The sequence below is a fragment of the Vibrio sagamiensis NBRC 104589 genome (assembly GCF_007990935.1).
Classification (GTDB): domain Bacteria; phylum Pseudomonadota; class Gammaproteobacteria; order Enterobacterales; family Vibrionaceae; genus Vibrio; species Vibrio sagamiensis.
Window position 1 is genome coordinate 119,565 of the sequence record NZ_BJXJ01000010.1, and the last position, 11,634, is coordinate 131,198.

13 protein-coding genes are annotated in these 11,634 nt (G+C 39.9%); 1 reads left to right on the forward strand and 12 read right to left on the reverse strand.

All coding sequences use genetic code 11. The annotated features are described in order from the left end of the window. Positions 1–84 precede the first annotated feature (84 nt). The 12 genes from VSA01S_RS06830 to VSA01S_RS06885 all read right to left on the reverse strand — a co-directional run bounded on the left by VSA01S_RS06830 (position 85) and on the right by VSA01S_RS06885 (position 10,291). Positions 85–1,101: a porin gene (locus VSA01S_RS06830; protein ID WP_039979676.1), complete on the reverse strand. Its 1,017-nt coding sequence runs from the start codon at positions 1,099–1,101 to the stop codon at positions 85–87. Between the two features lie 181 nt (positions 1,102–1,282). Next, the gene (locus VSA01S_RS06835; RefSeq protein ID WP_050567270.1) at positions 1,283–2,188 is read right to left on the reverse strand and encodes a metal ABC transporter solute-binding protein, Zn/Mn family; all 906 of its coding nucleotides are present in this window, start codon (positions 2,186–2,188) and stop codon (positions 1,283–1,285) included. A gap of 10 nt (positions 2,189–2,198) precedes the next feature. After that, positions 2,199–3,077, reverse strand: coding sequence for a metal ABC transporter permease (locus VSA01S_RS06840; protein WP_039979677.1), 879 nt, complete (start codon positions 3,075–3,077; stop codon positions 2,199–2,201). Further along, complete coding sequence (locus tag VSA01S_RS06845) at positions 3,077–3,814, reverse strand: metal ABC transporter ATP-binding protein (protein WP_039979679.1); 738 nt, start codon at positions 3,812–3,814, stop codon at positions 3,077–3,079. The genes VSA01S_RS06840 and VSA01S_RS06845 overlap by 1 nt, the downstream gene beginning before the upstream one ends. Beyond that, the gene (locus VSA01S_RS06850) at positions 3,805–4,686 is read right to left on the reverse strand and encodes a metal ABC transporter solute-binding protein, Zn/Mn family (protein WP_050567272.1); all 882 of its coding nucleotides are present in this window, start codon (positions 4,684–4,686) and stop codon (positions 3,805–3,807) included. The genes VSA01S_RS06845 and VSA01S_RS06850 overlap by 10 nt, the downstream gene beginning before the upstream one ends. A gap of 72 nt (positions 4,687–4,758) precedes the next feature. Beyond that, complete coding sequence (locus tag VSA01S_RS06855) at positions 4,759–5,367, reverse strand: DUF6162 family protein (RefSeq protein ID WP_050567271.1); 609 nt, start codon at positions 5,365–5,367, stop codon at positions 4,759–4,761. After that, positions 5,364–5,687, reverse strand: a complete 324-nt coding sequence (locus VSA01S_RS06860; RefSeq protein WP_039979682.1) for a hypothetical protein — start codon at positions 5,685–5,687, stop codon at positions 5,364–5,366. The genes VSA01S_RS06855 and VSA01S_RS06860 overlap by 4 nt, the downstream gene beginning before the upstream one ends. A 73-nt stretch (positions 5,688–5,760) precedes the next feature. Next, on the reverse strand, positions 5,761–6,579 hold the full coding sequence (locus VSA01S_RS06865; RefSeq protein WP_371860770.1) for a DUF4198 domain-containing protein: 819 nt from the start codon (positions 6,577–6,579) through the stop codon (positions 5,761–5,763). Positions 6,580–6,604: 25 nt separating this feature from the next. Further along, positions 6,605–7,192 carry a DUF2271 domain-containing protein gene (locus VSA01S_RS06870; protein WP_083932211.1) on the reverse strand — a complete coding sequence of 196 codons (588 nt, stop codon included), beginning with the start codon at positions 7,190–7,192 and terminating at the stop codon, positions 6,605–6,607. A gap of 22 nt (positions 7,193–7,214) precedes the next feature. Further along, positions 7,215–7,844, reverse strand: coding sequence for a PepSY-associated TM helix domain-containing protein (locus VSA01S_RS06875; RefSeq protein WP_039979685.1), 630 nt, complete (start codon positions 7,842–7,844; stop codon positions 7,215–7,217). Between the two features lie 443 nt (positions 7,845–8,287). Next, positions 8,288–8,986, reverse strand: coding sequence for a hypothetical protein (locus VSA01S_RS06880; RefSeq protein WP_039979686.1), 699 nt, complete (start codon positions 8,984–8,986; stop codon positions 8,288–8,290). A gap of 153 nt (positions 8,987–9,139) precedes the next feature. Next, positions 9,140–10,291, reverse strand: coding sequence for a multidrug effflux MFS transporter (locus VSA01S_RS06885; RefSeq protein WP_039979687.1), 1,152 nt, complete (start codon positions 10,289–10,291; stop codon positions 9,140–9,142). 204 nt (positions 10,292–10,495) lie between these two features. Here VSA01S_RS06885 and VSA01S_RS06890 point away from each other — a divergent pair, with 204 nt between their 5' ends. Then, positions 10,496–11,278: an AraC family transcriptional regulator gene (locus tag VSA01S_RS06890; RefSeq protein WP_039979688.1), complete on the forward strand. Its 783-nt coding sequence runs from the start codon at positions 10,496–10,498 to the stop codon at positions 11,276–11,278. Positions 11,279–11,634: the final 356 nt, after the last annotated feature.

Genomic DNA, 11,634 nt, shown 5'->3' on the forward strand with positions numbered 1-11,634 from the left:
GCAGAACTAAGCCTAGCTTTAATAAAAAAGCGCCCACTAAAAAGTGTGCGCTTAAAGTCGGTGTTTCTTAGTTTGGTGAGTTACTTAGAAGTAGTAGCGACCACCTAATGTCCACATATCATTGTCAGGAGTACCGTAGTCATTATTGAGATCGAACTGATAGCCCGCAAAGCCTAAGAAAGAAGGTGTGAATGCGTATTCAGTCTGGAGTGCTGCATGGCTATAAATTGTTTTACTTTCAGAATGATTATCGACAGACTCATAGTTCACGATGAAATTCCAGTCATTGACACCATAAGCCAATAGGCCTTCTACTTGACGAGTTTTGTTAATACCCATATAGAAATTTTTATTCATGCCGTAGACTAAGGCAGCATAGAGTCCTGCACCATATTCACCATAATCTGCTGAAACAATATGGGAAGTTGCATTTTCAGACGCTGATACAAAGCTTACGTCACCACCACTGTAAGCGTAGCCCAAACCAAAGCCAGCGATTTCAGTACTTAGAGCAACTTGAGCACGGCTATCATATTCAACAAGTAAGTCTGTTGGACCAGCGATGTCTAAAACCCCATTATGCTTTCCTTGCCAGCCTAAACCTAAATTAACAGCAAAGTCTTGACCAAGTTCAAAAGTTTTACGGTAGCTTAACATTCTATCTGCACGGCCTGTGCCTAAGCTGCCGTGGTTGGGGTAAAGAAATTCGTTTGCATATGCAATTGGTAAATCCGCTATGCCAGCAACATCGTAGTATGGTGACCACTGAGTACCCGCTGCAAGCATACCATATTCTTCGTGAGCTACCGCGATATAACCAAGACGAGTTGTAAACGACTGCTCACCACCATCAAGGTAGTTAACACCCCACTCACCTTTAGCTTCTACGACAAATCCATTACCAATATCTTGTAAACCAGCAAGGTTGAGACGAGGTGAATTAGATCCGATTCCAGTTTCACCTTGATCAGAGCCGTTTAAATTGACAGAAACGTGACCACCGATGGAGATAGCAGTACCATCATTGTTGTAAATTTCTGCTGCAAATGCTTGAGAACCGACGAGAGTCGCCACTGCAATGGCTACATTTTTCATTTTCATTGTTAATATCCATATAGTTGTTTAGGTTAGTTAATCAGGAAAACATAAGTCCCAAATAACGACTACAAGGTAGTAACGAAATGGCCATAGCACAAACCAAACATAAGCATTTTATTTCATAAAGATCGCTTTTGTGATTGAATCCATGAAAAATAAATTGAACTTTTCAATAATCAACAAATTACATATAACATGTATCACACTTTAATTGCCAACGATGCAAAGGTTTCTTTTCATTCATTCGATAGTTACCAAAACGAACAAGAGTATCAATTTCAATAATTCGTTCCTTAGGTATGAGTGCCAATAGGGACATTGACGGACGTTTATCAGTAAGTAACCATAATGATTCATTCTCCTCAAACCGTCGCTTGAGAGCTTGTTTATCCGCTTCCGTCCACTCTAGTTCGGAATTAAATTGGCGAGCAGCAACAAACAATTGGTGACCGGATGCAAAATCTTCTAAGGCTGCACTTAATAGCACAACATCTTCGATGTTCTTATCCAGTAAAACACCTTGTTGCTGATTGATTAATTGACGGATCTCTTTCAATAATGTCTGATGATTATGCTCTATCTTAATGGCATACTCTGGGTATATTTTTTTCAGATCTTCACCGATGATCGATGCCATTCGAATCAAATTTGTCGGATTCATCCAAACATATTTGGACAGAGCTTGCTCATCAGATTTCAACACAGCAACACCTTGAGCTCTCGGAGAGATCGCTTGAGAGGCATCGATTTCAATCATGCGAATATTGCCCTGTCGCGTATAAATAAACGTCGGATCTTGAGGCCAAACTGCCCCTAATGTAATCGCAACCGTCGCTTTCTCACCCGCTTGTTTAGCGAGCTCACGACCTTGGCCAGCAAACCAATTGACTAAACGTTCAATGCCATAACGTTTTGGCGGCAAATAGAGCGTTTCGATCCCTGTTTCTCTCATTAATTGCTCTGACAAAATGTACGTTGTGGGTATACTGGTCACGATATCTTTAGCAAAGCTCAAAGAGGGGAATAAAGTGGAAATAAATAGAGTAGAAAGCGGTAATAAACTTCCAAACTTAATAGGGGGTATTTTCATATTAATCGACTCACATTTCTTTGCGTATAATTCGGTACATTGTGGCCAACAAAAAGAACATGGCAGAAACAATGATAATGGATGCCCCTGATGGAATAGGCAGTGCAAGTTCCATAGGCAGTAAGGTTCCGGTTATACAAGCCACAGTCGCGAGAAGCGATGAAAGTAAAACGAAGCTTCCCATTCGTCGGGTTAATAATCTTGCGGTTGCACCAGGGATCAGAAGAAGAGCCCCAACCAAAACAGCACCAATGATTTTAACCGCAGCAATCGTGACTAGCGTGATCATCATAACGAAGAGATAATCATAAAAGCGCGTATTAAAACCTCGAACTCTTGCAATATCAGGACTAATACACGTCAGTAGCATGCGGTTAAAGGTGGGTAAAACCAACAGTAATATCAACAAACAACTCAGAGCTAAAACGATGATGTCAGTATCTGTTACCGTCAAAATAGAACCAAATAGTACATTCTCTAACATATGAATATTGATTTTTCGGGCCACGAACATCAACAGTGCCGCACCCACGGCTAAAGCCAGTGCCAAGAATACCCCAACTAATGTGTCATAGGGGACATGGGTTCTGTTACGAACAAAGTGCAACAAAAGGGCAAAAATCATACAAAAACTGAATAATCCAACAAATGGATTTTCTGGAGGCTCACCCAACAGCACTCCAATCGCAATCCCTGTTAGAGCCGCATGACCTACCGCTTCAGAGAAAAAAGCTAAGCGTTTCGCAATGACTAGGGTTCCTAGCCCTCCCAATAAAGGACCAAGGATACAAGCAGCGACGAGTGCATTCACCATAAAAGCATAGGCAAAGCTGTCGCTTAACCAACCCGCTTCCACACCATATAGCGCCTGTTGACGTAACCAATCCATTACGCTGCCTCCATGTTGGCAGAGTGATGATGGAAAAGAGTTTCTATACGATCGGGCCTTAATACTTCAGCACAGTTTCCAGAAGCGACGATTTGGCGATTAACGATGTGTACCTGAGCCTCCAGACGACGAACTGCAGAGATGTCATGGTGCACTGCTAGCACTGTTTGTCCTTGTGCAACAACCTCATGAATCAAGCCTTCTAGATACCTTACCCCTTGATCATCCATACCTGTTGTTGGCTCATCCAGAACAAGCAGGTCAGGATCGTCCAATAGAGCCTGTGCAAATAACACACGTTGCTGCTCACCTCCTGATAACTGCCCCATTCTACGATCATGACGGGCAGCCATTCCTACTCGATCTAGCTGTGCCATCGCCCGTTCAAATTGCTGGGATCTTCTTTTCCAAAAAAGTGGAATTCGAGTTTGATTGAGCAAAACAAAGTCCATGACTGTCAATGGTAAGCTGGGTTCAAATACCGCACTCTGAGGAACATAACCGATGTTACCAGCCTTCTTCGTTAAACTTGCTTGTGGCCATTGCAGACAAATCTCTCCTGTGAATGAGGTAAGACCCAGTATCGAACGCAATAAAGACGTCTTGCCTCCGCCGTTCGGCCCCATGATGACATGACATTTACCTGCCTCAAAATTGGCCGAGATATCCTGTAAAATAAGGTGCTCATCATAATTTAAGCTGAGATTTTTAAGCACTACCGATGGGCCTATTGCCATTGATCTTTCCCCACTGGCTTATTAGCAACAAATTTGATTGCCTGAAGGAGTGTGTCAACATTGTCTTTCATCTCTAATTCCACTTTTTCAGTTTGATACTCACCGTGAGTCATGTGTGAAAATCGATATAGTTGCACGTCTGTGGCTTTCTCAATCGTCGTCACAAAGCGATTAGGCATATTTAATTCGTAGAACAAGACATCAATATCTGAAGCGCGAATCTTTTCGATGGTTTCCTGTAATTGGCTAGCACTTGGTTCAACACCGTGCGCTGGCTCTATTACAGCATCTACATCAACACCAAATTCTTGTAACAGATAACCATAGGCATTGTGTGTTGTGGCTACTTTGATGCCCCGCATTTCTAGTTGACCGAGAGCAAGCATGGCTTCGCGTTTCATTAAGCGAAACTTCTTAGCATAGCTTCGAGCATTTTTTCGGAAGTAATCCGCATTTTCTGGATCAAGCTGCCCTAGTTCTGAAGCAATAGTGTACGCTTTTTGTACCGTGGTAGATAAACCAACAAAGGTATGTGGGTTGACCGCACCTTTGCCAACCGACTGCCCCATTGCAGGTAGTAGAGGAACCTCTCTATTTGCTTCAATCACAACTAAATCATCACGCTGCGCAGCTTGAATCACTTTCAAAGCAAAATCATCGTGACCGATCCCATTGACAACAATAGCATCCATTTGACTGAGTCTTTTTAAATCATTAGGTTGTGGTTGATAGTTGTGAGGGTTGAAACCCGCATCAACCAAGGGGATCACCTCCGCTTTGTCTCCTACTACCGCCTTAACGTAACTGTAGTAAGGCTGTAAGGTGATGCCAATTTTCAATTTATCCTCTGCAAAACTGGGATAACAAGCCATAAAAAAAGCGCCAATGGCGAACAATGGTAAGAAAAGTAGTTGTTTAAACATGATAAAATTACCCATTGGTCATTAGTGAGTAAGATGATTGGATGAAGCAGGCGCAACAAGAACCACTTGACGCAACCCTTTTGGAAACCCTATTGCTGCTTGAGTTAATGCACTCGTTACATCAGGCAAAGATACCGCTTCCGTTGTTGACAGCAGCGTTGACAATGATTGCGAAGAAGACGCTTCTGATGAAAACCAAATGTCAGCCACCTCATGACGACTATCTAATAAAATAGTGGCAACGCCTTGTTCATTGCTTGCCACACCCAAATAAAGCCCGGGTGCGGCTATTTGCCAATAGAGAGCGCCTTGAAATTGCCAACTTTGATCCTCAACAAAAGGGGCTAACCACATTTCCTGCAACTCATTTATCTCTGGCCACTGGGCGCTCTCACTAAATAGGTCTCTGATCTCTTCATGGGCTAATTTGAGCTGGGCGATGATCGTAAGGGTATTTTGATCGAGCTCAGTCAAGAGCACCTGATGCGATAGCAGCTCTTCAGATTTCGGTGCTAGCTGATGATATGGCAATATCGCCGCCGAAAAAGCCACGATCATGATAATCATGAGTGCCACCCACTTACCTTCACGGCTACCACTATCTGGGTAAACCTTTTGCACGACCATCATGGTTTGATCTCGATTTCAACCACATCAACTTCTACTGGACTTTCATGCCCTGCATCAAAGACCAAGTAAAAGTCATTTTTTGGCAATACAAATTCGGCAATAGACCGCTTATCAGTGGCCACTTTGGCAATCAAGTTATCATCATAGTCATACATGATAACGTCGTAATCTACAGCAGTTGAGCCATCAGAATACCCAGCTTCACAAAGTACTTTTTGCTGAGCGATATGGCAGCTCATTAAAGGAAAATGAGCCAATGTTTGTGAAGAAAAAGTGCTCAGTAGCAGAGCAGAAATGCCAAAAGTAATACCATATTTCATATTGATACCTGCAAGATCATGAAAACGAGTTCAATCATAAATGGGTTGGAAAATACAGTGGTTAGAAAACAAGCTAGTTAAGTTGGGCTTCAAACGTAAGATGTACGTTCATACTAATGCGATCAGCCAGTGGATCATTCTTTAGTTCTCCCTTGTAATTCGCCTTCATTAAGTAACGACCTGCAACACTTGGTGTGAATGTGATCTTGCCATCTTGATCGCTGACCACATCAATTTGTTCTTGATGATTGCGATACAATGTTCCCTCACGAGTAATTTCTGCTGTCACTCCAGGTTGTGGCTTACCATCAAAAAAGAATTGAAACGTAACCGCTTCTCCTTCAACAATATCGGAAGGATGAGTTAAAGGTTTCATTTCCAATAAGCGACCTTCAATATCTAAGACTTTTTCGGTCGGTTTTCCCACGGTAATATAGCTCTCTGCACGAGTTGACGTCAGTTGAGTCATCAAGTCTCTCGCCTGTTTTGGCAGCACAGTTTCTCGATTACTTTTGTTCGCTTTTATCCACTTTATGGTATCGCGACGTCCAGCTTTGTATTGTGTGTAATAATCAGGCGCATTATTAATCGTAACTTTATGTGTCCCCTCTTCTACAAAGAAAAAATCAAAAACAGATCGGCGCTTACCACGTAAGACAAAATCAGGTCGTTCGGAACGGCCATCAGGCATAATAATCAACGCTGACTCACTGCTAGCAGGCTTATCAAACACAAATGTTCCGTGTGAAGCGGTGACATCAAATGTCAGCCAATCACCACCTTCCTTAGACACGGTAAAATGGGAAGGTAATACCCAGCGAGGGTGGGCATGCACGCCTATTGCTACAAAAGAGTTCAAAGCGATAAGAGTTACCAACGCGATTGCTTTCATGCGTTTTGTCATGATGTTTGTTTCTCTATTTAACTTGATAATTTAAGGTAATCTGACCGGTTTCTTCGGTCGGTTTGATTTGATAAGAGACTTCGTTATCGGCAAGCTGCATCTTTTGACGCAGGTAATTTCGTCCACCATGCTCCCGAACCACTTCAACGTGAAAAGTATATTCACCTTGTTCTAACGGTTGCCCAGCGTCATCTTTACCATCCCAAATGAATCGGTACTGGCCAGCAGGGCGCGTAGCCGAGGTGACAGCATCCACCAATTCACGATCATAGCGCCCCACTTTGCGCCACCAGCTTCGTAAGTCTTTCAGCCACTCATCTTTACCCACCCATAATTGAATGGTTTTAACTGGTTTGCGATCGGCATCTTCTATCCATACTGCGACATAAGGGCGAGCATAGGTCGTGGTATTGATGGTTGGCAATTGGAGCTCGACATCGACTCTGGCCTGCTCAGGCAATGGTAAAGCAAAAGCACTCGCAGAGGTCAATGACGCCAATAACAATATGCCTTGCCAATAACCTTTAAAAGCAAACCGCAATTCATGTCGAAAGTTAATTTTTAGAATACGTCGGTAAAAAGGACGAAATCGAAGTAACATAATACATTCTCTACACACGCCACTAAGGCACGGCAAAAAGATAAATAATCAACGTGAGTAAGGTACCCAACCCCGTCCACTGTATCGAAGTGATCAAAGTTTTTCTTTTAGGTAGAAGCAAACACACACCAGACAAAACAAACAACACCATCAGCATGGCTGAGATATCGATAAACCATTTCCAAACACCACCACTATTGCGGCCTTTGTGTAAGTCATTTAGTAATGCAACCCAACCATAATCGGTAGTCTCAACTTCTGTTTTGCCTGACAACAGATCAACAAAAGCCGTTGCGTTATAACCAGGCCCTTTAAAATCCAGGGATATCTCACCCATGAGCAACTGGCCGTTTTCCACTTCGGTATAAATGTCCATTTCTGATGGTGTACCACGTAGTTCAAACTGCGAGTTCATTAAAACCAACAATCTAGACTTATCGATCTTAACTTGGTGATCGGCACCTAACAGAAGATCAGTTGAAATAGTAAAAGTGTGCTGTTGACGAACAGGTTCTCGGAGCTCAAACCAATCTGGATGATTTAAAGTTACTCCAGTTAATGCAAAAAATAGTGTGACTACTAAAAGCGCCATCGATATGTATATATGCAGACGACGAGCCCAAATTTGTACCGCTTTGCTCTTTAACCACATAAAAAGTCATTAATAATTATTGTCGGCACAATGTAGATGATAATCATTCTTATTGGCATTTAATTTACATTATTTACATTGATATTGTTTATTGGGTCAATAAACACTTAAAACCTTGACAGAAATCACGAATATTACATTAAAAAAATAGTTATGATATATAATGTAAGTTGGATTAAACCATTAACTTATACATTAGTTCCATGTTCAACATCAGTTAAAATAGGCAGTAGGAGGTAGTGAGGTATACATCAAATGACAATAAAGAAAATACCATGTCATTGCCGAGTTTTGAGGCTGTAAAGCATGATTCAATACATTGCTTTTGATAGGAATATTTATTTATATTAAACAAAAGATAAAATCCCGACTTAGAAGTAATTATTATTTATAATACGGAATTTTATCTCTTTTTAATATTGACTATGAGATTTAAATGCCTACTAAAAGTCAATATCTTTAAACTCGAATTCACACTGAGAAATAAAATATTTAACACCAGATAGACAAAATGTACAACTTGCAAAGAATAGTAATGCCCTATCTATATTACCTGAATTAATCGCAGTATCTAACCCAAAGAATATAATTAATCCATATAATACTATTAATATAATCCCACACCCTGAGTTAGCACGATAATAATATCTAATCTGACTCATTGAACTGTGTAAAGCTAAGCATAATGTAAATGAGACTAAAAAAACAGGTATAAAAACCCAGTGAAGATCTTTCATTAAGTAGAAAAAAATACCAATACTTAGTAACATTTTACTTGCAAAAACAACAATTCTATTGCTATCACAAAATTGACGATTTAGAAAAGAATTTGCCATTAAGCTTAATACTGCGCTCACAAATAAAATCAGATATGTATAGCTTAAATTTGATAAATTGACGTTATCATCATTATTAATCATTGACACTGTATTAAGACAAGAAAGTAAAGCAAGACTGAAGCATGATATCATTAGTATGGAATACCAAAGCTGAAAATCTCCGAGCATTTCGAATGCTGCATTATAATGATTAACTAAACTATCTTTTTTTAAATGTTTTTCCGAGGAATTTTTGAAGAAAAAAGCTGATAGAGATAATATGTAAGAGAGCATCACTACTAAAGAAATAGAAATACTATTCATTGACTTATTCTCCTAAGTCTAAATATTTTCGCCAAAACTATAGAATAAACGATAATAGTAGGTGACCTTCATATATAATTGGAACAATCCAAAAAGACTGCCTATACAAGAGAAAATTCCTGTAGAGACAGTCCTTATTATATTTAGACTTTATTAACTTTCATTTCTGTGTCTGAGAGTATGTAAAATAACAAGAACAATACATACAACAGCACTACCAATCAAAGTCATTGCCAGATTACCTATTTCAGCAGCCTTATGAAGGCCAAAGCCAATAATCAGGTAATAGAAGAGGCCTAATAAAGCACCTGCACTGCCTAAATGATCACGATATTCAACTAGTGCTCCACTTAACAGGTTAGGTAATGCAAGCCCAAATGATAGTGAAACTAGAACCACTGGCACGAAAAACCAAACTGAGTCTTGCATCATCCATACACAAAGACCACCGATTAAAAGTAGTACTGATGCGCAGGTAACAATTTTGTCATGGCTTAAATGAGCGCGGATTAGTCGCATATTAATAATCGAGCCCAGTACCGAACCTGCCGCTAACACAAAACCTGTATTACCAAAAAAGCTGACACTTGCTCCCAATTTCTCAAACATAAAAGGTGCGATACTGTAGTATGAGAATAAAGCAATATTGAATAAGCCAACCATCAAAGTCACATACCAAATATGGCTATCTGTTAACATTTTTAAAGCCACAGAAATTAAACTGTCACGCTTACTGTTCTCTGCCTTAGTTTCCGGAAGTTTAGCTATTGACCAAATAAGTAAAGTTGCAACAAAGGCCACCATTGCTACGAATACTAATTTATAACCACCAAAAGAAGTTAACCAACTACCAATTAACATACCAACAACAGGGCTAATACCAATTGATGTACCGACAATTGAAAATACATGACTTAATTCTTTACCATGGTAACCGTCACGGATGATCGTTTGTGTACAAACAGAACCAACTGCAGCACCAAAAGCACAACAACCAAAGCCCGTTAGTAAAAGGTCAAAGTTTGGGGCAAACATTGTAAATATTGCAGCTGCAATAAAAACGACTAAGCCAGCCAATGTTGAAATTCTTCTTCCTATCACATCACACATTCTGCCCCAAAAGACAACACCAAAAGCAAAAGCGATAAAGAAAATGGACATTGCTTGAGATGCTTCATTCGAACTGACTCCGAATGTATTTTTTACTGAAGTTAGAGCAGGGCTATACATCGTCTCGATGATCTGTGGAAACATCAAAAGGACAACAGCCAAAGGGATGGATACTTTTTCTATAATCTTATTCATTTTTACTTTCTCAGATATACCTCTAGTTTAATTGTTAATCATCAGCTCACAAAAATACAAAAAAAAACAAAAAAAATAATAGATTTATTTAACTATATAAATATGTGTAACCCAACGAATGTAAATAGTATACAGGTGTTATTGATTAGGCTTATAATAGGAAAAAGACTTTAAATACTACAATTCGGACACAGAGAAAGAACCATGGCATTTATTGAGCAAGATCAAAGCTTTGATGAAGATGATTACGATGGATTAGTTATCGGTACGGCATCGGAACGCTCTAAGCATGAGTCTGGTATGCATACTCACAACAAAGATCAATTGATCTCCTCAAAATCTGGTTGCATGACAATCACACTGGATAATGTGAAATATGTATTACCACCGATGAGAGCAGCTTGGGTCCCTAGCGGTATTGAACATAATGCTCAATCGACTAATATGACTCACTTTCGTTCCATGTACTTCCATGCATCACTTGAATCTCGGTTACCCCGTCAGATTAAGATTTTTGATGTCACTCCATTAATGCAGGTCCTGATAGAAAGGATGTCATTCTGGCCATTTAACAAACCAGACGAAGAGCAAATCAATACCGTCAACCTATTCATTGAAGAACTGAATGATTCTGAAGAAGTGTACTTAAAACTGCCATTACCAAAAGATCCACGTTTAAGTAAATGGCTATCTAAAATTGATACATCTGAATTCCTTGTCCCTTCCTTGGCTAAATTGAGCAATAAAATAGGAGCAAGTGAAAAAACCATTACTCGAATTTTTAATCGGGAAACTGGAATGCCTTACCAAAGTTGGCGACAGCAATGGCGCTTACTAGGGGCGATTGAGTTGTTATCGAATGGTATGAGAATTACTGATGTTGCTGATAGATTAGAATTTTCAAGCGATAGTGCTTTCATCGCTTTCTTTCGTCAAAAAACGGGTCAGACACCCATGAATTTTATGGCAAATAAGTCTGCTGAGTAATATTTTCGGGCTTGTTGCAAAAAATTGTGATTAGCGACTCATAAATCTATCCTTTTGTAATAACTGTGATCATTATCTACCATGGAGAGCAGGATGGAATTATGCGGAAATTTGAGCGCTTACGATCAGGTCTGAATCAGTACAGATAAGGTAAGAATCAAACAAATGAAACGGCCGGAGCCGTTTCATTTACATTTAAAGATTGATACAAGCTACAGCGTTAGATTTCTACAGTCACTCTTACCTGATTATCTTTCAGTGTGATACCCATGCTGTTAGCCGAAGCGTTCAATGCATTCATCACATCAGTTTTTTGCTCTTTGCTCACTTTAAGAAGAACATCCTTTCCATTGATT

Excerpts from the sequence above, each read along its gene's own strand:
- VSA01S_RS06830 (WP_039979676.1), bottom strand. The coding sequence starts at position 1,101 with ATGAAAATGAAAAATGTAGCCATTGCAGTGGCGACTCTCGTCGGTTCT.
- VSA01S_RS06835 (WP_050567270.1), bottom strand. The coding sequence starts at position 2,188 with ATGAAAATACCCCCTATTAAGTTTGGAAGTTTATTACCGCTTTCTACT.
- VSA01S_RS06840 (WP_039979677.1), bottom strand. The coding sequence starts at position 3,077 with ATGGATTGGTTACGTCAACAGGCGCTATATGGTGTGGAAGCGGGTTGG.
- VSA01S_RS06845 (WP_039979679.1), bottom strand. The coding sequence starts at position 3,814 with ATGGCAATAGGCCCATCGGTAGTGCTTAAAAATCTCAGCTTAAATTAT.
- VSA01S_RS06850 (WP_050567272.1), bottom strand. The coding sequence starts at position 4,686 with ATGGCTTGTTATCCCAGTTTTGCAGAGGATAAATTGAAAATTGGCATC.
- VSA01S_RS06855 (WP_050567271.1), bottom strand. The coding sequence starts at position 5,367 with ATGATGGTCGTGCAAAAGGTTTACCCAGATAGTGGTAGCCGTGAAGGT.
- VSA01S_RS06860 (WP_039979682.1), bottom strand. The coding sequence starts at position 5,687 with ATGAAATATGGTATTACTTTTGGCATTTCTGCTCTGCTACTGAGCACT.
- VSA01S_RS06865 (WP_371860770.1), bottom strand. The coding sequence starts at position 6,579 with ATGAAAGCAATCGCGTTGGTAACTCTTATCGCTTTGAACTCTTTTGTA.
- VSA01S_RS06870 (WP_083932211.1), bottom strand. The coding sequence starts at position 7,192 with ATGTTACTTCGATTTCGTCCTTTTTACCGACGTATTCTAAAAATTAAC.
- VSA01S_RS06875 (WP_039979685.1), bottom strand. The coding sequence starts at position 7,844 with ATGTGGTTAAAGAGCAAAGCGGTACAAATTTGGGCTCGTCGTCTGCAT.
- VSA01S_RS06880 (WP_039979686.1), bottom strand. The coding sequence starts at position 8,986 with ATGAATAGTATTTCTATTTCTTTAGTAGTGATGCTCTCTTACATATTA.
- VSA01S_RS06885 (WP_039979687.1), bottom strand. The coding sequence starts at position 10,291 with ATGAATAAGATTATAGAAAAAGTATCCATCCCTTTGGCTGTTGTCCTT.
- VSA01S_RS06890 (WP_039979688.1), top strand. The coding sequence starts at position 10,496 with ATGGCATTTATTGAGCAAGATCAAAGCTTTGATGAAGATGATTACGAT.